The sequence below is a fragment of the Geodermatophilus sp. CPCC 205506 genome (genome assembly GCF_051383635.1).
Classification (GTDB): domain Bacteria; phylum Actinomycetota; class Actinomycetes; order Mycobacteriales; family Geodermatophilaceae; genus Geodermatophilus.
On sequence record NZ_JALPKP010000039.1, the window covers coordinates 25,582 to 44,678 of the forward strand.

Genomic DNA, 19,097 nt, shown 5'->3' on the forward strand with positions numbered 1-19,097 from the left:
CTGCGGCCGGACCGGTCGCACCGCACGATGGGGCGGTGAGCACCGACCGCAGCCGGCCCGACCTCGACGACACCACCGTGGAGGGCCTCGGCAAGCTCTCCGAGGCCCTCGAGACCATCGAGCAGGCCCGCGGCCAGCTCTACGGCTTCCACCAGCACTCCGGCAAGGCCGACCTCCTGCTCCAGCACGCCGTCGAGCTGTTCCGCACGGCCGGCCACACCCGGCTGGCCGACGACCTCGACCGCGACCTGGTGGGCCGCAACGTCGTCGCCGACCGCTGGACCTTCCAGATCGTCGAGGACTACGACGCCAACTACTGGTCGGTCTTCCGCGACTTCGACGAGCGCGCCCGCACCGAACTCGCCGGCGGCGACCGGCACGTCTACGAGGCCCGGATGAAGCAGCGCGAGCGGACCAGGGGCCACCCCCGCCACGAGGCCGGCCCCGTCCTCGAGGAGTGACGGGAGCGATCCCCTCGGTCGCCGGGCCGGCCGGCAGCCCGCAGACTCGGCTCCATGACCATGCCCGAGCCCGACGCCGAGCGCGACGCCCAGCCCCTCGGTGCCGAGGTGGCGCCGCCGGCCGACCCGGAGTCGCAGGGCGGTGCGGACGGACCGGCCGCCGGCACCGCCGGCCCCAGCTACCCGCCCGGCGAGACCGAGCCCGACGCCCGCGGCTGATCGTGCACCCGGGGCAGGTGACCAGGAGAATCGACCTGTGACGTCTCCCGGCCCCGATCCCCTCCGCGCGCCGTCCGGCAACGCCGCCCCGACGTCCTCGGGCGGCGTCCCCGGTCCGGCGACCGGACCGGCTGCCGCCGGCGCGCCGGCCCCCACCGCCGGCCGGACGACGTCGTCGGCGCGCGCGGCGGGCCGGACGGTCGGCCGTTCCCTCGCGCTGGCGCTGCTGGTGTTCGTGACCGTCCTGCTCGTGCTGTTCGTCGTCTTCAACACCCAGACCGTCGGCGTGAGTCTGGTGTTCGGGAACGTCGACCTGCCGCTGGTGGTGGCGCTGCTCATCGCCGCCGCCCTCGGCGGGCTGCTGGTCTGGCTGGCCGGCCTGGTCCTGCGCGCCCGCCGCCGCACCCGCTGAGGACCCCTCCCGGGGGACTCCCGGGGTCGGTGCTTGCTCTGGTTACCCGCCGGTAATACCGTTTGTTACCGGCGGGTAGAAGCCCGCTGAGCAGCACGGAGCACGGGAGCCACGCGCATGAGCCACTACACCGCGAACCTGCGGGACCTCGAGTTCAACCTCTTCGAGTTCCTCGACACCAAGGACGTCTTCGGCACCGGGCCGTTCGCCCAGATGGACGCCGGGACCGCGCGCGGCGTGCTCACCGAGATCCGCCGGCTCGCCGAGGGGCCGCTCGCGGCGTCCTTCACCGACGCCGACCGCAACCCGCCGGTGTTCGACCCCGCCACGCACTCGGTCACGCTGCCCGAGTCGTTCAAGAAGTCGGTCCAGGCGATGCACGACGGCGAGTGGTGGCGGCTGGACCTGCCCGAGGAGCTCGGCGGCGTCGGCGCGCCGGCGGCGCTGGCCTGGGCGGCGTTCGAGATGGTGCTGGGCGCCAACCCGGCGGTGTTCATGTACGGCTCGGGCCCCGCCTTCGCCGCGACGCTGCACGAGCTGGGCACCCCCGACCAGCGGCGGCTGGCCGAGCTCATGATCGAGCGCGGCTGGGGCGCCACGATGGTGCTCACCGAGCCCGACGCCGGCTCCGACGTCGGCGCCGGCCGCACCAGGGCCGTGCAGCAGCCCGACGGCTCCTGGCACGTCACCGGCGTGAAGCGGTTCATCACCTCCGCCGAACACGACCTGTCCGACAACATCGTGCACCTGGTCCTGGCCCGCCCCGAGGGCGCGAAGCCGGGCACCAAGGGCCTGTCCCTGTTCGTCCTGCCCAAGTTCCACGTCGACCTGGCGACCGGGGAGCTCGGCGAGCGCAACGGCGTGTACGTCACCAACGTCGAGAAGAAGATGGGACTGAAGGTCTCCACGACGTGCGAGGTGACCTTCGGCGACGGACCGGTCCCGGCCCGGGGCTGGCTGGTCGGCGACGTGCACGACGGCATCGCCCAGATGTTCCGGATCATCGAGTACGCCCGCATGTTCGTCGGCACGAAGGCCATCGCGACGCTGTCGGCCGGCTACCAGGTGGCGCTGGACTACGCCAAGACCCGCGTTCAGGGTGCCGACCTCACCGCGACCAGCAAGGACGCGCCCCGGGTGACGATCACCCACCACCCCGACGTCCGCCGCTCCCTGATGCTGCAGAAGTCCTATGCCGAGGGCATGCGGGCGCTGTACCTGTACGCGGCCAGCTTCCGCGACCGGCTGACCGAGGCCGAGGCCGCCGGGAGCGCCGACGGCGAGGAGGCCCGGCTGGCCGCCCGCGTCCACGACCTCCTGCTCCCGGTGGTCAAGGGCTTCGGCTCGGAGCGGGCCACCCAACTGCTCACCGCGGAGTCGCTGCAGACCCTGGGTGGGTCGGGCTACCTGCAGGACTACCCGATCGAGCAGTACATCCGCGACTCCAAGATCGACACCCTCTACGAGGGGACGACGACGATCCAGGGCCAGGACTTCTTCTTCCGCAAGATCGTCAAGGACGGCGGCGTCGCGCTGACCTGGCTGGCCGGCCGGATCCAGGCCACGATCGACGGCGAGGCGGGCGAGGGCCGGGCGGGCGACGGCTGGGCGGGCGACGGCCGGCTCAAGGAGGAGCGCGGGCTGCTGGCCGCAGCGCTCGGCGACGTCCAGTCGATGCTGACCGCGATGTTCGGCCACCTGGCCGCGGCGCAGGAGGACATCACCTCGCTGTACAAGGTCGGCCAGAACACCAGCCGGCTGCTGCTGGCCACCGGCGACCTGGTGACGGCCTGGCTGCTGGTCCGCCAGGCCGAGGTGGCCCTGACCGCGCTGGCCGGGACGGTCGGCGAGCGGGACCGGCGCTTCTACGAGGGCAAGCTGGCCGCCGCCCGCTTCTTCTGCACCCAGGTGCTGCCGCGGCTGGCCTCGGACCGGGTCGTCGTCGAGAACACCGACAACGCGCTGATGGAGGTCGACGAGGCGGTCTTCTGACCCGCGCCCGCCCTCCTCGGACTTTCCGCGCGGAGAGTCCGGGGGGGGCATGGCCGGGCTCCGGCCCGGGCATGAGCGGGGGACACCGCCGTCGCAGAGGAGGCTCCCGTGACCGATCCCCAGGGCAGCGACCGGATCCAGCAGGGCGTCCCGACCGCGTCGGGCACCGGGGACGACAGCAGCACCGGTACCGGCTTCGACGACGTCCCCCTCACCCGTGAGGAGGCCGTCGAGCGCGACGCGACCCAGCCCGACGACCTGCCGGCCAAGGCCGAGTCCGACCCCGCGCGGGCCGAGCGCGGCGGGGCCGGCGGCGCCCTCTGACCCCCGACCACCAGCGACGCGGAGGACCACGATGAGCGAGCCCGACCCCACCGGCTACGGCGAGTCCGCCGACACGGCGGACGCCCCGTCCAGCAGCAACCTCGTCGACGGCGTCCCCGGCGAGGACCGGGCCGACGCCGGCGAGCAGGACACCGTCCTCACCACGGACGACGACGCCCAGCGCGACGACCTGCCCACCCGCCCCGGCAACAGCGCGGGCTGAGGCGGAACTCCTCAGATCCACCCGTGCCGGCGCGCCGCCTCCACGGCGGCGTGCCGGTTGGGCGCGCCCAGCTTGGCCGCCGCCGCCGACAGGTGGTTGCGGACCGTGCCGGGTGACAGGTGCGCCCGGGCCGCGATCTCCTCGACCGGCGCGCCCCCGGCCGCGAGCTCCAGGACGTCGGCCTCCCGCGGGGTCAGCGGGCTGTCGCCGGCGCTGATCGCCTCGGCGGCGAGCTCCGGGTCGACGTAGCGGCCGCCGCGGTGCACCGTCCGCACGACGTCGGTGAGCACCGGCGCGCTCACCGTCTTGGGCAGGAACCCCCGCACCCCTGCCTCCAGCGCCCGCTTGAGGTGCCCGGCCCGGCCGTGCCCGGTGACGATGACGACCGCGCAGCCGGGCACCGCGGTCGCCAGCTCGCCGGCCACGGTGATCCCGTCGCGGTCGGGCATCTGCAGGTCGAGGACGGCGACGTCCGGGGTGTGCGCCCGGGCCATGGCCAGGGCCTCGGCGCCGGAGGCGGCCTGGGCGACGACCTCGAGGTCCTCCTCCAGGCCGAGCAGCGCGGCCAGCGCCGACCGGATCAGGTTCTCGTCGTCGGCCAGCAGGACCCGGATCACGCCGTCACCCGCACCGGGACGGTCGCGGTGAGCACGAAGCCGTCGGCGACCGGCCGGGCGGTCAGCCGCCCACCGGCGCCGGCCAGCCGCTCGGCCAGACCGGTGAGCCCGCTCCCCCAGCCCCCTGGGACCCCGCTCACGCCGTCGTTGGTCACCTGCAGCTCGGCCTCCCCGCCGGTCGCGCGCAGGGCGATCGTGCAGGACGTCGCCCGGCTGTGCCGCAGCACGTTGGTCACCGCCTCCCGCACCACCCAGCCCAGCGCCGCCTGAACCGGCTCGGGCAGCCCCTCGCCGGCCTCCTCGCCGTCCACCGTGCAGCTCACCCCGGCGGCTCGCAGCACCGAGCGGGCGCCGGCCAGCTCGCCGGCCAGGTCGGTCCGGCGGTAACCCCGGACGACGTCGCGCACCTCCCGCAGCGACTCCTCGGCCACCCGGCTGATGTCGACCAGCTCCTCGGCGGCGCCCTCGCGGCCGCGGCGCACCAGCTCGGCGGCCAGCTGGCTCTTGACCGCGATCGCCGAGAGGTTGCGGCCCATGACGTCGTGCAGGTCGCGGGCGAAGCGCAGCCGCTCCTCGGCGACGGCCAGCTGCAACTGCACGCCGCGGCTGCGCTCCATCTCGCGCACCACGTCGAGCACCCACACCGAGAACCGGAACGCCAGGGCGAGGAACGTGACCGTGGCCCCGACGACGAGGCCGAGGGCCACCGCCACGCCGACGGGGGTGTCCGCCGCCCGGATGGCGAGCCCGGTGACCGCGCCGACGCCGAACCCGGCCCAGGTCAGCAGCGGTGTCGGCCACACCGTGGAGGCCGCGGCAAGGGCCATCGCCAGCGGCATCGCCACACCCCACGCCAGCGCCGGGCTGTCCGGGCCGTCGGCCAGGAACGGCGGCACCGCGGCCACCGCCGTGGCGACGGCGGCACCGAAGGCGGCCAGCAGCGGCCCGCGCGGCAGCGCCCGGCCCTCCTGGTGCGCGGCGAGCCCGGCGCGGGCCAGCAGCACGGCGGTGACGGCCACCGCGACCGAGCCGAGGAGGAAGACCGTCGTCGCCGGCCGGGTCGGCGGCCGCGCGGCCGACCCGACGACGCCGAGCGCCAGCAGCGGGGTCGCCGCCAGCCAGATGTAGAACGACCACCGGGTGTAGAGCTCGATGCGCTGCGGCGCGGAGCGGTCCTCCCACCAGCGGACGACGGTCGGCACGGCGCTCATGCTGCCGTACCGGCCGCGCCCGTCCGGGTCGCCGGAACTCACCTTCGCGGCGCCCAGCGGAACACCCGGCCGGCCACCAGGGCGCCGACGACGGTCCACGCCACCAGCAGCGCCAGCGGGAGCAGCGCCGCGGACCACGCGCCGGCGAGGTCGACCGCCCGGCCGTCCCAGGTCCGCCCGGCCAGGCCGAGCTGGGCCAGCTCCACGACCGGGGCGAGGGGCAGGAGGCGGAGCACGCCGGCCAGTGCCTCGGGGAACGCCGTCAGCGGGAAGAACAGCCCGGACAGCGACGTCGCGACCAGCACCAGCGGCAGCGTGGTGATCTGCGCGCTCTCGGCCGTCCGCGTGAACGACGTGCTGGCAGCGGCGAGCACGCCCATGAGCGCGGCGCCGCCGACGAGGGCGAGCAGCGGCAGGACGACGTCCACCGGCGCCGCCCACTCGCCGATCACGGCCACCCCGACGGCGACCAGCGCGACCTGGGCGACGGTGACCAGCAGGGTGGGCACCGCCGTGCCCAGGAGGATCTCCGGCCCGGTCAGCTCGCCGGTGCGCATCCGCTGGAGCACCAGCTCCTCGCGGCGGGCGACGTAGGTGGTGACCAGGTTGTAGTAGGTGAGGAACACCAGGGTGATGCCGAGCGCGGTGGCGACCAGCTGGGGGCCGCCGGCGGTGGGCAGGCCGATCACGCGCACGGCGGCGACCAGCAGCAGCGGCATGACGACGGAGTTGACGACGGCGGTGCGGTTGCGCAGCAGCAGCCGGGTCTCCGCGGATGCGAGGGCGAGCACGCGGCGGCGGGCGCCGGGAGCGGCGGGGGCAGGGGCGAGGGCGGTCACGACGGTCTCCTGGGTTTCGTGGGGGGCAGGCGGCGACGGTCAGGCGGCGACGGGATCGGCATCGGATGGCTCTGCGTCGGATGGCTCTGCGTCGGCGACGGCGAGGAAGGCCTGCTCGAGCGAGGCGGAGCGGGCCTGCAGACCGGTCAGCTCCACGCGGTGCTCGGCGGCCCAGGTGAGCAGCGCGGTGAGCGCCGGCTGGAGGGCGCGGGTGTGCAGCTCGACGTCCGGGCGGCCGGCGTGGGTCCGCACCGCCGGGAGGGAGGGCAGCGGCGGGGCGTCGGCCGCCAGGGTGAAGGTGATGGTGGCCGGCTGGGTCGAGGCGATCTCCTCGCGGGTGCCGGCCCGCACGATCCGGCCCTCCCGCATGACGGCGATCCGGTCGGCGAGCTCCTCGGCCTCCTCCAGGTGGTGGGTGGTGAGCACGACGGCCGCCCCGTCCCCCACCAGGCCGCGGACCAGCTCCCACACCGTTCGCCGGCTCTCCGGGTCCAGCCCGGTGGTCGGCTCGTCGAGCACGAGCACGCTCGGGTGGCCGAGCAGCGCGAGGGTGAGGTCCAGTCGGCGGCGCTCGCCGCCGGAGAGGCTGCGCACGCGGACACCGGCGCGCCCGGTGAGGCCGACCATCTCCAGCGCCTCGCCGACCGGCCGCGGATCGGTCAGCGTCTGCGCCCAGGTCCGGACGGTCTCGGCCACGGTCAGGTCACCGGGCAGGCCGCTCGACTGCAGCAGGACGCCGAGGTGACGCCGGACGGAGGCCCGCTCGCGCTGCGGATCGCGGCCGAGGACCCGCACCGAGCCGCCGGACGGGGCGGCCAGGCCCTCCAGCACCTCCAGCGCCGAGGTCTTCCCCGCCCCGTTCACCCCGAGCAGCGCCAGGACCTCACCCCGGGCCACCTCTAAGGAGATGCCGCGGACGGCCTCGAAGGAGCCGTAGCGGCGCCGCAGGTCGACGACCTCCACGGCGGGCGGCGCAGGCGACTCCGGCGTCGGGCGCGGCGGGGCGGGCGCGTTGGTCGGGTGCACGGGGACCTCCTCCGGTGCGCCCGCCGGCCGCGGTCGGCCGGTGCTACCGGGCGCACCTCCGAGGCTGCCGCCGTCCCGGCTCCGGCACAGGTGCCGGTTCTCACGACTTCCGGCCGGAACGCCACGGGCCGCCCATGACACGTGTCATGGGCGGCCCGTGGGCGGTGCGACCTCAGACCGAGGTGGGGCGGCGCTCCTTCACCACGACGGCCTTGTCCTCGCCCAGGTCCCGCGTCCGCGTCTCGCTGTAGGACCAGACGGCGATGAGCGTGATCACGGCGCAGGCGACGATGTAGAACCCGACGGCGGCGACGTTGGGTTCGTCGAAGCTGCCCAGCAGGGCCAGGGCGATCAGCGGGGCAGGCGCGCCGGCCACCAGTGAGGCCAGCTGGGCGCCGACCGAGACGCCGGTGTACCGGGCCTTGGTGCCGAACAGCTCCGAGAAGAACGCCGCCTGCGGCCCGTACATCGCACCGTGGAACAGCAGCCCGACGGTGATCGCGACGACGGCGAGGAAGAAGGTCCCCGTGTCGAGCAGCCGGAAGAAGACGAACGCCCACACGCCGACGCCGGCGGCGCCGAACAGGTAGACCGGCTTGCGGCCGATCCGGTCGGAGAGCGCGCCCCACATCGGGATGGTCACCAGGTGCACCGCCGAGGCGATGAGCACCGCGTTGAGCGCGAAGGAGGAGTCCAGCCCGCCGACGTTGGTCAGGTAGGTGAGGCTGAAGGCAGTCAGCAGGTAGAAGGAGACGTTCTCCGCGATCCGCGCCCCCATGGCGGTGAGCACCTCGCGCTTGTAGCGGGTGAGCACCGTGACGATCGGCGCCGCCTCGGCCACCCCGCTCTCGGCCGCCTTGGCCTCGGCCTCCCGCTGGGCCTCGAGGAATACCGGCGACTCGCTCACGCTCAGCCGCACCCAGAGCCCGACGATGATCAGCACCGCCGACAGCAGGAACGGGATCCGCCAGCCCCAGGCCTCGAACGCCTCGTCGGACTGGAAGGTGGCCAGCAGCGCCAGGACGCCGGTCGCCAGCAGGTTGCCCGCGGGGGCCCCGGCCTGCGGCCAGGAGGCCCAGAAGCCGCGGTGCTCGGGCTTGCCGTGCTCCGAGACGATGAGCACCGCGCCACCCCACTCGCCGCCGAGGGCGAAGCCCTGGATCAGGCGCAGCGCGATGAGGAGGACCGGCGCGAGCACGCCGACGCTGTCGTAGGTGGGCAGCAGGCCGATGAGGAAGGTCGCCGACCCCATCATCATCAGCGAGATCACGAGCAGCTTCTTGCGGCCGAGGCGGTCGCCGTAGTGGCCGAAGACCAGCGCGCCGACCGGGCGGGCGAAGAAGCCGACGGCGTAGGTGGCGAAGGCGGCGAGGACGCCGACGAAGTCGTCCTGCTCGGGGAAGAACAGCGGGCCGAAGACCAGCGCCGCGGCCGAGCCGTAGAGGAAGAAGTCGTACCACTCGACGGTGGTCCCGATGATGCTCGCGCCGACGACGCGGCCGAAGCGCGCGCCGGAGTGCGCAGGTGCGGACATGGTCGTCTCCCGGAGGTGGTGGGTCAGTCCCGCCGAACGCTAGGGAGCCGGGACACTGCCCGCCATGTGCCCCGCAACCCCAGTTGTGACACCAGGCATGTGGCCCGCAGCCATGAAGCGTCGACGGCCGTGGCGCCGCCCGATGCGGGTGAACGGGGGGCTGCCGGTGTAGCCCACCCCCATGCCCCTCGCCGCAGGTGTGTGCCCCCCGGCCGTGTGCCCGGCCACCACCACGGCCTACGGTCCCCGCCATGACGAACCCGACTCCGCTGTCCGGCCGCCGCGCACTCGTCACCGGTGGCGCCTCGGGGATCGGGCGGGCCTGCGCCGTCCGCCTCGCCGAGGCCGGCGCCGCCGTCGTCGTGCTCGACCGGGACGAGGCCGCCGCCCGGGCGGTGGCCTCGTCCGTCGGCGGCACCGCCGTCGCGGTCGACCTCACCGACCTCGACGCGATCGACGCCCTCGACCTGGACGTGGACGTGCTGGTCAACAACGCCGGGCTGCAGCACGTGGCACCCATCCACGAGTTCCCGGCGGACCGGTTCTCGCTCATCCTCCGGCTCATGCTCGAGGCGCCGTTCCGGCTGGTCCGCGGGGCGCTCCCGCACATGTACGGCCGCGGGTGGGGCCGCGTGGTCAACGTCAGCTCGATCCACGGGCTGCGCGCCTCGGCCTACAAGAGCGCCTACGTCACCGCCAAGCACGGCCTCGAGGGGCTGTCGAAGGTGATCGCACTGGAGGGCGCGCCGCACGGCGTGACCTCGAACTGCGTCAACCCCGCCTACGTCCGGACGCCGCTGGTCGAGGGGCAGATCGCCGACCAGGCCCGCGCGCACGGGCTCTCCGAGGACGAGGTGGTGGAGCAGGTCATGCTCGCCCCGGCCGCCGTCAAGCGGCTGATCGAGCCGGCGGAGGTGGCCGAGGCGGTCGCCTACCTCTGCTCCCCCGTGGCGGACTCGATCACCGGCAGCTCGCTGGTCATGGACGGTGGGTGGAGCGCCCACTGATGAACGCGCCCCTGGCCCCCGCCACCCCCCAGCTCGGCGGCGCGGCGGAGTACCTCACGCTGCTGCTGGAGGAGGCCGCGGCCATCGAGTTCGAGGGCCCGGCCGTGCGCGCGCGGGCGGCGGGCGCCGACGGGGCGGCGCTCGCCGAGCTGGAGCGGGCGAAGCTGCTGGCCCTCCAGGTGCGGGAGGCGTTCGCCGCCCGGCGCCGCCGGGAGTCCGAGCTGGCGGCGCTGTTCGACACGGCCGGGGACCTCGCCGCGCTGCGCAGCGTCGACGAGGTCCTGACCGCGATCGTCCGGCGGGCCCGGCAGCTGCTGGGCACCGACGTCTCGTACCTGACGCTCAACGACGACGCGCGCGGCGACACCTGCATGCGGGTGACCGACGGCTCGGTCTCGGCCCGGTTCCAGACGCTCCGGCTGCCGATGGGCGCCGGGCTCGGCGGGCTCGTGGCCCAGACCGCCGCCCCCTACGCGACGGCGAGCTACTTCACCGACCCGCGGTTCCAGCACACCGACGACATCAACGGCGGCGTCCGCGAGGAGGGGCTGGTCGCCATCCTCGGGGTGCCGCTGGTCCGGGGGTCCCGGGTGATCGGTGTGCTCTTCGCCGCCGACCGCAGCGAGCGGCTCTTCGAGCGCTCCGAGGTCTCGCTGCTCGGGTCGCTGGCGGCACACGCCGCGATCGCCCTCGACAACGCGCGGCTGCTGGAGGAGACCAGCGTCGCGCTGGAGGAGCTGTCGGCCGCGACGAGGGAGCTGCGCGCGTACACCGCGTCGGTCGAGCGGGCGGCCGGCGCGCACGACCGCTTCATCGACATCGTGCTGCGCGGAGGTGGCGTGGAGGACGTCGCCGCCGCGGTGACCGAGGCGCTGGGCGGCCGGATCACCACGCTCGACGAGGAGGGCCGCGTGCCGCCGTCCCCCGGGGGCGGTTCCGACGTCGACCTGCCCGCCGAGCCGGCACGCGCGCTCGCCCTGGCCCGGTCGACCGGCCGGACGGTGCGCGACCGGAGCTGGTGGACCGCGGCGGTGACCGTGGGCAACGACCTCCTCGGCGGGCTGGTGCTGCACCGGGACGACGAGCTGTCGGACTCCGACCAGCGGATCCTCGAGCGGGCCGCCCTGGTCACCGCCCTGCTGCTGCTGATCCGGCGCACCGCGAGCGAGGCCGAGGGCCGGGTCCGCGGCGAGCTGCTCGAGGAGCTGCTCGCGCCGTCGCTGCGCGACCCGGAGGGGCTGCGGGAGCGGGCCCGGCGACTGGGCGCCGACCTCGACCGGCCGCACGCGGTCGTCGTCGTCCTCGTGGACGAGCCGGCCCGGAGCCGGGCGCTGGCCGCCGCGACCCACCTCGCGGCCACGCGGGGCGGTCTGGCCGGGCTGCACGACGGCCGCATCGTGCTCTGCCTCCCCGACCAGGCACCCGGCGCCGCGGCGGCGCTGGTCCGCCGCGAGCTCTCCGGCGCCACCGGCCGGCCGGTGACCGCCGGCGGCGCGGGGCCGGCGGAGGGTCCGGGAGCGGTGGCCACCGTCCGCATCGAGGCCCAGCGCTGCGCCTCGACGCTCGTCGCCCTGGGCCGCGGCGGGCAGTCGGCGAGCGCGGAGGAGCTGGGCTTCGTCGGGCTGCTGGTCGGCGAGGGGCGGGACGTGCCCGCCTTCGTCGCGGCGACGCTCGGACCGGTCCTGGAGTACGACGCCCGGCGCGGCACCGACCTCACGGGCACGCTGCGCGCCTGGTTCGAGGCCGGGGGCTCGCCCGCGCGGGCGGCGGAGTCGCTGCAGGTGCACGTGAACACCGTGACCCAGCGGCTGGACCGGGTCGGCCGGCTGCTGGGCCGCGAGTGGTCCAGCCCGGACCGGGCGCTGGAGGTGCAGGTGGCCCTGCGGCTGCACCGGCTCGCCGGCGCCTGACCGGGGCGGTCAGCCGCCGACGAAGCCGGGCGGAACGCCGTCCGTCGTCAGGTGGCGCTGCCGACCGCACACCCGGCACACCTGGTGATCCGGGCCCTCGAACCGCTCGTCGACCGGGTGCCGGCGGACGTAGGCGTGGAGACCGAGCCGGCAGCGGAGGGGCTTGCTCGCCATGGCGCGATGCTCCGCGCGACCCGGCCGGACCGGCCAGGGACGAAGGACACCCGCCCGGGGCGGGGCCGCCTACGCTGGCCGGGTGCGTCGCGAGCCCGTCCGACTGGCCGCGGAGGTCTGGACGGCACGGTCGGCGGCGCACGCCGCGCGGGCCGACGCGCTGACCGCCGGGCACCGCGAACGGCGGGCCACCGGCCGGTCGCACCCGGTCGAGGACTTCCTCTACGAGTACTACTCGACCCGCCCCGCGGTGCTGCGGCGCTGGCACCCCGGCGCCGGGACCGCGCTGGCGCCGTCGGCCGCCGGCCCCGCCCCGCACGCCGGCCGCCGCTGGTACGCCACGGACGACGACGGGGCGGTCGTCCTCGACTCCGAGGCGTTCCTCGCCGACCGTGGCGACACCGTCCGCTTCGTGCGGGACCTGCTGGCCGCGACCGCCGGCCGGCCGGCCTTCCTCGGCTGCTTCGGCCTGCACGAGTGGGCGATGGTCTACCGGCAGGACGAGCACCGGCACCCGCTGCCGCTGCGGCTCGGCCAGGCCGGCACCGACGCGGTGGTCGAGGCGCACCCGATCCGGTGCAGCCACTTCGACGCCTTCCGCTTCTTCACCCCGGCCGCCGTGGGCCTCAACCGGCTGCGGCCCACCCGGGCCACCCAGCCCGACCTCGAACAGCCCGGCTGCCTGCACGCCACCATGGACCTCTACAAGTGGGCGACCAAGCTCGGCCCCGCCGTGCCCGGTGAGCTGCTGCTCGACTGCTTCGAGCTGGCCCGCGACGTCCGGGAGCTGGACATGCGCGCCTCGCCCTACGACCTGCGCGCGCACGGGCGGACGCCGGTGCGCATCGAGACGCCCGAGGGCCGGGCCGAGTACGCGGCTGCCCAGCGCGGGTTCACCGAGCGCGGCGCCGTGCTTCGAGCGACCCTGTCCGACTGGTGCGACCGGATCTTGGGGAGAGAGTCCTGTTCGTCGACATCGGGCACGTAGCGTCGAACGCACCGTGAACGGGGGCCATCTGTGGCGGAGATCGAGCTCGAGGTCGCAGACAGGAAGTTGCAGGGATACGCACGGAGACTGCCGATGGATGCTGTTGCCGAGCTGGTCTGGAACGGGCTCGACGCAGGCGCCAGTCGGGTCTCCGTAACGCTTGAGCGCTCGGCCTGGGGGCCCATCACGGCCATCACGGTCAACGACGACGGTCACGGGATGACTCCCGAAGACGCCGTTTCCTCGTTCCGTCAGTACGGTGACACATGGAAAGCGGACCGCAGGTACCGAACCGGAACCCGGCGCAGTCTCCATGGCCGAAAGGGCGAGGGCAGACTTTTCGCATTCACCCTGGGGAACAGTGCCACCTGGACCACGACTGCGGATACCCCAGCCGGCCGCCAGACGACTCGGATCGACGCGAACAGCAACCACCCTCGCCGGTGGCACATCGGCGATCCCGTCAGCACGGAAGACGCGCCTGGGACATCGGTCAAGATCATCGTCCCTCAGGGCAAGAACCTCAGGAGCCTCGAGCGCGATGATGCACATGAGGAGCTGCTCGCGCGCTTAGCGCCATACCTGCTGGCTTACCCTGGTATCACCGTCGAGTTCGACAACCACCCTCTCAACGCTGCTGCAGCGATAGCGCAGACGACAGATCTGCCCCTCCAACTGCCAGCGCGTTACGCGGATGACGATCCCCCGCCATTCGTCCGCTTCGTTGAGTGGGACAGCAAGCGGACGACCCAGCGCGGCATGTGGGCCTGCACGGTCGATGGCGTGGCCATTGCATCTCTCGAGCAGCATTACAGCTACAGCGATCCACTCATCCGCTTCACGCCTTATGTGCATACCGAACGCTTTCTCGAGGCAGAGGACCCGCACCTCATCCTCATGGCTTACGCAGACCTTCTGGCCGCAGCAGACGTTGCGGTCAAGCGACACCTGGCCCTGCGCCGTCGGGTGGTGGCAACGGAGGTCATCCGAGAACTCAAGGATCAAGACCTGTACCCGTACGACGAGCGAGACACCGATCCAACCCGCGTGCTGGAAAGACGGACCTTCGACCTGGTGGTGACCGTCGCAAGGGACGCGCTACCGAAGCAACTCACCCAGCGCGACCTGTCAGTTCGCCTGATCAAGACTGCACTCGAGAAGGACCCCACCGATCTCAGTCGCATCCTCGAGAGCGTCCTGCATCTTCCGGCGGGGGAGCGCCGCGCTCTGGCCAATCTCCTGGACCGCACAGACTTGTCCCACGTCATTCGAGCCGCGACAGTTGTCAGCGAGAGACTCGACTTCATCGCCTCACTCCGATCCATCTTCGCTGACGACGTGAGAAGATCAGCTCTTCGAGAGGTCGACCAACTCCATCCTGCCATTGCAGCGAACGTCTGGCTCTTCGGGGAGGAGTGGCCGATCACGGGCTCGGAAGTCGGCCTGACGTCCGTTCTGCGGCAACACCTCGACGAACTCGGGGATCAGGTGGAACTGGAGGACCAACTGGACGCCGTGATGAGAGATGACGGTCGATCAGGACGCGTCGACATCCTCTTGTTCCGCACGGGCGGCAGCGAACAGCGCACCGAACGGCTCATCGTCGAACTGAAGCGACCCACCGTTCGCATAGGGAAGCGAGAAGTCGACCAGATCAAGTCATACGCCCGCGCGATCGTGGACAACCCGCAGTATCGCGACGTCGACTGCAGATGGCAGTTCTACCTGGTCACCTACGACTACGACCGCAGGGCCATCGAACGGGACATCAGACAGCGTGACAAGCCTCCGGGACTCGCCGATGACCAGAACGAGTACCAGGTGTGGGTCAAGACGTGGGGAGAGTTGTTCGACGCGGCCGAACGAAAGCTCTTGTTCTTCAAGAAGCAATTGGCGATCGAGGCGGGCGACTCTGCTACGACGAACAAGATCGACACGACTCTGACCCAACTGATCAATCCGACTAGTCCTGGATCGGGCGGCTAACGGTGCGAGCTGGACGACGTGGCTGCGGGGAAGGAGCCCGCGGCTTGCCGGTTTCTCAGGTGGGAGAACCAACCGGCGGAGCGGCCGAAGTGCTTGATCCCTGAGCGCAGTGCCGCCCTCCGCGGCCGCCTGCTGGCCGTCACCTCGGCGTTGATCGCCGTCTCCCCGGCCCGCGCCGGGACGTCGGCGGCGAGTCGTACCGTCGGAGGGTGACCTCGATCCCCACCGACCACCTGCGCACCGACCGCTGGCTGCGGCTCGACGGCACCACCAACACCCGCGACCTCGGCGGGCTGCCGACCGTCGACGGCGGGACGACGCTGCCCGGCCGGATCCTGCGCAGCGACAACCTGCAGACGCTCAGCGAGGGCGACGTCCGCCGGTTGTCCGAGGAGGTGCGGCTGCGCGAGGTGATCGACCTGCGCACGACGGCCGAGGTGCTGCTCGAGGGCCGCGGCCCGCTGCGCGCGGTGACGGAGGTCACCCACCGGCACTTCAGCCTGCTCCCCGAGCGCGGCCACCACACCGACGTGTTCGCCGTCGAGGAGACCGACGTCCCGGAGCTCCCGGCCGACTGGGCCGAGTCCCTGCTGCCCCGGCAGGTGGCGGCGGACGACGAGGCCGAGCCGCCGGCCGTGCGCTCGTACCTCGGGTACCTCGCGCACCGGCCGGAGAACGTGCTCGGCGCGCTGCGCGCCCTGGCCGCCACCCCGGACGGCGCCTCCGTCGTGCACTGTGCGGCCGGCAAGGACCGCACCGGCGTGGTGGTGATGTTCGCCCTGGCGGTGGCCGGCGTACCGCACGAGGAGATCGTCGCCGACTACGCCCTGACCGCCACGGTCATCGACGCCCTGGTCGCCAAGCTCGCCGCCTCGCCTACCTACGCCGAGGACATGGAGCGGCGCGACGTCGCCGTCCACACCCCGCGCGCCGAGACGATGGACCGGCTGCTCGCGCTGCTCGACGAGCGGCACGGCGGTCCGGTCGGGTGGCTGACCGGGCACGGCTTCGGGCCCGGCGAGCAGGCCGCCCTGCGGGCCCGCCTGCGCAGCTGAGTCGCGGGGTCCTCAGCCCTCGGCGGGCTCGGGACCGTCGCGGCCGACGTGCTTGTGCCGGTACATCGCCGCGTCCGCGGCGCGCAGCAGGACGTCCGCCGTTCCCCACTCCCCGCTGTGCACGGCGACGCCGATGCTCGTGCCGACGGCGGCGTCGGTGCGGTCGAGCCGGAACGTCTCGTCGAAGCAGCCGAGCACCCGCGCGACCACCCGGTCGGCGTCCTCGGGCCGGCCGAGGCCGGGCAGGATGACGGCGAACTCGTCGCCGGACAGCCGGCCCACGGTGTCCCCCGGGCGGACGGCGGCGCGCAGCCGCGCGGCCACCTGGCGGAGCAGCTCGTCGCCGGCCGCGTGCCCGAGCGTGTCGTTGACCGCCTTGAACCGGTCGAGGTCGCAGAAGAGCACGGCCACGTGCTGGTCGGGTCGCGTCGTGGCCAGCGCCGTGCCGAGCCGGTCGAGGAAGAGGGCCCGGTTGGGCAGCCCGGTGAGCGCGTCGTGAGTGGCCTGGTGGCGGACGGTCTCCAGGAGGCGGGCCTTCTGCAGGGCCGTCGCCGCCTGGTCCCCGACACCACGCAGCCGCGCCAGCGCGTCGCCGTCCAGCCGAGGCGGGACGTGGCCGGGCGCCCAGCTCGCGGTCGCCACCCCGAGGAAGGTGCGGCCGGCCAGCAGCGGAACGGCCACCGCCCGGCCGACCTCCAGCCGGGTCAGCAGCTCGGCGAGGACGGGGCCGGCCGTCGCCGGGTTCAGGAAGAGGGGCTCGCGGTGGGTGAGCATGTCCACCAGCTCCGGGGTGTCCTCCGCCGACAGCGAGGTGGCCAGCAGCAGCTCGCGCTGGGCGCCGACGTGGCCGGCGGCGGCCGCGGTCACCAGGGAGCCGGCGGCCGGTTCCCACAGCATCATCGCGCCGTTGTCGCAGCCGACGATCCGTGGCAGCGCCTCGGCGACCACCCGGCAGACGGCGGCGGCGTCCTCGGTCTGGGCCAGCTCGTGGGCCACGGCGAGCAGCGCCCCGGCGCGGTGTGCCTCCTGCCGGGAGCTCTCCAGCGCGAAGAGCAGGTCGAGCGCGGCGGCCGCGTGGCCGGCATAGGCGGCGAGCATGCTCCGCTCGTGCCCGAGCGCGCCGTCGCCGGGGCGGTAGACCGCGGCCAGGCGGCCGTGCACACGGCGGGCCGAGGCCACGTCGACGGCGACCACGTTGGGACCGGGGTCCGCACCTGCCAGCAGGTCGGCCGCGAGCCCGTCGACCTCCGCGGAGGGCAGGCCGGCGCTGCGCACGAGGGCCGGTCCCCCGCCGGGGTCGGTGACGGCGAGGACGTGGCCGGGAGCCAGCACCGCCTCGGCCGCACGGGCCACGATGCGCTGTAGGGCCGAGTCGACGTCGTCGCTGCCGACGAGGTCGGCGGCGGCGGACTGGAGGATGCGCAGCTGGTCGCGCAGCGCGTCCAGCTCGGGGGCGACGGCGAGCCGGCCCCGGCGCAGCCGGCGACGGTGCTGCCAGCGCAGGTGGTAGAGGCAGGAAGGCTCGCCGTCGGACTGGCACGCGCTGTGCAGCAGCTCGGCCGGGGGCAGCCCGAAGACGGAGGGCACCATGCTGATCAGGCCCTGCGCGTAGGCGCAGTCGAGCCGTGAGTGCTCGTAGCCGGGGAGGAGGGTGAGCCGGACCGTCGCGTGGCCGGCCCCGGCCTCCAGGATCTCCATCGTCGACGTGGTGGAGAACTTCGCGACCGCCCGGGGCAGCTGCCGGTAGACCTGCCGCGGCGAGCCCATCGCGCGCACGAGCAGCACCACCGCGGGGTTCAGGCCGTGGCCGAGCGCCTCGCGCCCCACCCGGAACATCGTCTCCGGGTCGCCGAGCACCTCGGTCGCGGCGGCGAACAGCCGGATCCGGGTGTCGTAGCTGGTCCAGTACGACGGGCGGGCGAGATCCTCGGCGGTGTGCGGCACACCGGCGCGGCCGAGGACCGCCTCGACGGCGGCGTCCCCGCCCCTGGCACGGACGTACCCGAGCACCAGCGCGGTGGTCGCCCCGGAGGTCTCGCGGGGCTCCGCGGGCAGGTGTGCGCTCATCGCCTCCACCCCTTCTGCACCGGTGACCGCCGCGCGGACGGCGGATCCGCCCGGTTCCGATCTCACGGCGCCCATCGGCAGCCCGGGCCGGCGGATTGAGCCGTCCACCCCCAAGGGGGGACCGCAGGGCGGGACCGCCTCTTGCTCCCGGCACCGCCGAGGAGTACAACGTGTTCCATACCCCATGGGGGTATGGGACACGCAGGGAGGCACTCCGATGCAGACGACAGCACACCAGGAGCACGCCGGAGCGCCCGCGCCCGCCTCGTGGGCGATGGCCGCCGCGGCGACGCTGCACTGCCTCACCGGCTGCGCCATCGGCGAGGTGCTGGGCATGGTGATCGGGACGTCGCTGGGGCTGTCGGACGGCGCGACCGTCGCCCTGGCGGTGGCCCTGGCGTTCGTCTTCGGCTACGCGCTGACCATGCGAGGGGTGCTGCGGGCCGGACTGCCGTTCCGGCGGGCCGTGCGCATCGCCCTGGCGGCCGACACCCTGTCCATCGCGGTGATGGAGATCGTGGACAACGCCGTCATCCTCGCCGTCCCGGGCGCGATGGAGGCCGGCCTCACCAGCGCGCTGTTCTGGCTGACGCTGGCCGGGGCGCTGGCGGTGGCGTTCGTCGTCACGCTGCCGGTCAACCGCGTGATGATCAGCCGCGGGAGGGGGCACGCCGTCGTCCACGGACTGCACTGAGAAGCCCCCCCCCCCACCGCTCGCGTCGGGACCCTGCGGGGGGCCGGACGCAAGCGACCCCGGTCTCCGTCGGACGGAGGCCGGGGTCGCGCGGTGTCGTGGCGCTCAGCGGGCGAGGAAGCCGCTGCCGTTCGCCATGGTGAGCAGCTCGTCGCGCATGGCCGGGCTGCTGCTCCGCGCGAGGGCGCGGTCCAGCGCCCGCCGCGTCCGGGCCGCCTGCCGACGCTGCCGCCAGCTCGCCGTCACGCTGTTCATCTCCGCTGCCTTCTCTCTTCGGTTCGTGTCCCTACACCCTCTGCAATGCAGGTGAGAGCCAGAGTATTCCGAAGAAAGCCAGGAAACGAGCCCGCCACGGCGA

20 protein-coding genes are annotated in these 19,097 nt (G+C 73.9%); 12 read left to right on the forward strand and 8 right to left on the reverse strand.

The window, feature by feature from the left end; genetic code table 11:
• Positions 1-35: 35 nt before the first annotated feature.
• The 6 genes from MY520_RS20215 (at position 36) to MY520_RS20240 (ending at position 3,631) form a co-directional block, all read left to right on the forward strand.
• Positions 36-461, forward strand: coding sequence for a hypothetical protein (locus tag MY520_RS20215; protein WP_436694365.1), 426 nt, complete (start codon positions 36-38; stop codon positions 459-461).
• Positions 462-515: 54 nt separating this feature from the next.
• A complete protein-coding gene (locus tag MY520_RS20220) occupies positions 516-680 on the forward strand; it encodes a hypothetical protein (protein WP_436694366.1) in 165 nt (54 codons plus the stop codon).
• Positions 681-717: 37 nt separating this feature from the next.
• Positions 718-1,092 (forward strand): lipopolysaccharide assembly protein LapA domain-containing protein, encoded by a 375-nt coding sequence (locus MY520_RS20225; protein ID WP_436694367.1) that lies wholly within the window; start codon positions 718-720, stop codon positions 1,090-1,092.
• A 117-nt stretch (positions 1,093-1,209) separates the two neighbouring features.
• The gene (locus MY520_RS20230) at positions 1,210-3,084 is read left to right on the forward strand and encodes an acyl-CoA dehydrogenase (RefSeq protein WP_436694368.1); all 1,875 of its coding nucleotides are present in this window, start codon (positions 1,210-1,212) and stop codon (positions 3,082-3,084) included.
• A gap of 108 nt (positions 3,085-3,192) precedes the next feature.
• Positions 3,193-3,408 carry a hypothetical protein gene (locus tag MY520_RS20235; protein WP_436694369.1) on the forward strand — a complete coding sequence of 72 codons (216 nt, stop codon included), beginning with the start codon at positions 3,193-3,195 and terminating at the stop codon, positions 3,406-3,408.
• A gap of 31 nt (positions 3,409-3,439) precedes the next feature.
• Entirely contained in the window at positions 3,440-3,631 is a 192-nt protein-coding gene (locus tag MY520_RS20240; protein ID WP_436694370.1) for a hypothetical protein, read from the forward strand.
• An 11-nt stretch (positions 3,632-3,642) separates the two neighbouring features.
• On the opposite strand, the gene MY520_RS20245 is transcribed toward MY520_RS20240, so the two are convergent.
• The 5 genes from MY520_RS20245 to MY520_RS20265 all read right to left on the reverse strand — a co-directional run bounded on the left by MY520_RS20245 (position 3,643) and on the right by MY520_RS20265 (position 8,858).
• The gene (locus tag MY520_RS20245; protein ID WP_436694371.1) at positions 3,643-4,248 is read right to left on the reverse strand and encodes a response regulator; all 606 of its coding nucleotides are present in this window, start codon (positions 4,246-4,248) and stop codon (positions 3,643-3,645) included.
• Positions 4,245-5,450: a sensor histidine kinase gene (locus MY520_RS20250; protein ID WP_436694372.1), complete on the reverse strand. Its 1,206-nt coding sequence runs from the start codon at positions 5,448-5,450 to the stop codon at positions 4,245-4,247. Before MY520_RS20250 ends, MY520_RS20245 begins: the two co-directional genes overlap by 4 nt.
• A 47-nt stretch (positions 5,451-5,497) precedes the next feature.
• The gene (locus MY520_RS20255) at positions 5,498-6,298 is read right to left on the reverse strand and encodes an ABC transporter permease (protein WP_436694373.1); all 801 of its coding nucleotides are present in this window, start codon (positions 6,296-6,298) and stop codon (positions 5,498-5,500) included.
• Between the two features lie 39 nt (positions 6,299-6,337).
• Positions 6,338-7,324, reverse strand: coding sequence for an ABC transporter ATP-binding protein (locus MY520_RS20260; RefSeq protein ID WP_436694374.1), 987 nt, complete (start codon positions 7,322-7,324; stop codon positions 6,338-6,340).
• Between the two features lie 172 nt (positions 7,325-7,496).
• Positions 7,497-8,858, reverse strand: coding sequence for an MFS transporter (locus MY520_RS20265; protein WP_436694375.1), 1,362 nt, complete (start codon positions 8,856-8,858; stop codon positions 7,497-7,499).
• 251 nt (positions 8,859-9,109) lie between these two features.
• Between MY520_RS20265 and MY520_RS20270 the strand changes: the two genes are divergently transcribed.
• Both MY520_RS20270 and MY520_RS20275 read left to right on the forward strand, forming a co-directional pair.
• On the forward strand, positions 9,110-9,865 hold the full coding sequence (locus MY520_RS20270; protein WP_436694376.1) for a 3-hydroxybutyrate dehydrogenase: 756 nt from the start codon (positions 9,110-9,112) through the stop codon (positions 9,863-9,865).
• The gene (locus MY520_RS20275) at positions 9,865-11,775 is read left to right on the forward strand and encodes a helix-turn-helix domain-containing protein (RefSeq protein WP_436694377.1); all 1,911 of its coding nucleotides are present in this window, start codon (positions 9,865-9,867) and stop codon (positions 11,773-11,775) included. Before MY520_RS20270 ends, MY520_RS20275 begins: the two co-directional genes overlap by 1 nt.
• Positions 11,776-11,784: 9 nt before the next feature.
• Here MY520_RS20275 and MY520_RS20280 read toward each other — a convergent pair whose 3' ends face one another.
• A complete protein-coding gene (locus MY520_RS20280; protein WP_436694378.1) occupies positions 11,785-11,949 on the reverse strand; it encodes a hypothetical protein in 165 nt (54 codons plus the stop codon).
• A gap of 82 nt (positions 11,950-12,031) precedes the next feature.
• Between MY520_RS20280 and MY520_RS20285 the strand changes: the two genes are divergently transcribed.
• From MY520_RS20285 to MY520_RS20295, 3 genes are all read left to right on the forward strand, one after another.
• The gene (locus tag MY520_RS20285) at positions 12,032-12,937 is read left to right on the forward strand and encodes a 3-methyladenine DNA glycosylase (RefSeq protein ID WP_436694379.1); all 906 of its coding nucleotides are present in this window, start codon (positions 12,032-12,034) and stop codon (positions 12,935-12,937) included.
• 30 nt (positions 12,938-12,967) lie between these two features.
• The gene (locus MY520_RS20290) at positions 12,968-14,923 is read left to right on the forward strand and encodes an ATP-binding protein (protein WP_436694380.1); all 1,956 of its coding nucleotides are present in this window, start codon (positions 12,968-12,970) and stop codon (positions 14,921-14,923) included.
• Between the two features lie 209 nt (positions 14,924-15,132).
• Positions 15,133-15,978 (forward strand): tyrosine-protein phosphatase, encoded by an 846-nt coding sequence (locus MY520_RS20295; RefSeq protein ID WP_436694381.1) that lies wholly within the window; start codon positions 15,133-15,135, stop codon positions 15,976-15,978.
• A 12-nt stretch (positions 15,979-15,990) separates the two neighbouring features.
• Here the strand turns inward: MY520_RS20295 and MY520_RS20300 are convergent, their stop codons facing one another.
• Positions 15,991-18,045: a diguanylate cyclase domain-containing protein gene (locus MY520_RS20300; protein ID WP_436694382.1), complete on the reverse strand. Its 2,055-nt coding sequence runs from the start codon at positions 18,043-18,045 to the stop codon at positions 15,991-15,993.
• 217 nt (positions 18,046-18,262) lie between these two features.
• Here MY520_RS20300 and MY520_RS20305 point away from each other — a divergent pair, with 217 nt between their 5' ends.
• Positions 18,263-18,739 carry a DUF4396 domain-containing protein gene (locus MY520_RS20305; RefSeq protein WP_436694383.1) on the forward strand — a complete coding sequence of 159 codons (477 nt, stop codon included), beginning with the start codon at positions 18,263-18,265 and terminating at the stop codon, positions 18,737-18,739.
• Between the two features lie 105 nt (positions 18,740-18,844).
• On the opposite strand, the gene MY520_RS20310 is transcribed toward MY520_RS20305, so the two are convergent.
• A complete protein-coding gene (locus MY520_RS20310) occupies positions 18,845-18,994 on the reverse strand; it encodes a hypothetical protein (protein WP_436694384.1) in 150 nt (49 codons plus the stop codon).
• Between the last annotated feature and the right edge of the window lie 103 nt (positions 18,995-19,097).

Excerpts from the sequence above, each read along its gene's own strand:
- MY520_RS20220 (WP_436694366.1), top strand. The coding sequence starts at position 516 with ATGACCATGCCCGAGCCCGACGCCGAGCGCGACGCCCAGCCCCTCGGT.
- MY520_RS20230 (WP_436694368.1), top strand. The coding sequence starts at position 1,210 with ATGAGCCACTACACCGCGAACCTGCGGGACCTCGAGTTCAACCTCTTC.
- MY520_RS20240 (WP_436694370.1), top strand. The coding sequence starts at position 3,440 with ATGAGCGAGCCCGACCCCACCGGCTACGGCGAGTCCGCCGACACGGCG.
- MY520_RS20265 (WP_436694375.1), bottom strand. The coding sequence starts at position 8,858 with ATGTCCGCACCTGCGCACTCCGGCGCGCGCTTCGGCCGCGTCGTCGGC.
- MY520_RS20270 (WP_436694376.1), top strand. The coding sequence starts at position 9,110 with ATGACGAACCCGACTCCGCTGTCCGGCCGCCGCGCACTCGTCACCGGT.
- MY520_RS20275 (WP_436694377.1), top strand. The coding sequence starts at position 9,865 with ATGAACGCGCCCCTGGCCCCCGCCACCCCCCAGCTCGGCGGCGCGGCG.
- MY520_RS20280 (WP_436694378.1), bottom strand. The coding sequence starts at position 11,949 with ATGGCGAGCAAGCCCCTCCGCTGCCGGCTCGGTCTCCACGCCTACGTC.
- MY520_RS20300 (WP_436694382.1), bottom strand. The coding sequence starts at position 18,045 with ATGAGCGCACACCTGCCCGCGGAGCCCCGCGAGACCTCCGGGGCGACC.
- MY520_RS20305 (WP_436694383.1), top strand. The coding sequence starts at position 18,263 with ATGCAGACGACAGCACACCAGGAGCACGCCGGAGCGCCCGCGCCCGCC.
- MY520_RS20310 (WP_436694384.1), bottom strand. The coding sequence starts at position 18,994 with ATGAACAGCGTGACGGCGAGCTGGCGGCAGCGTCGGCAGGCGGCCCGG.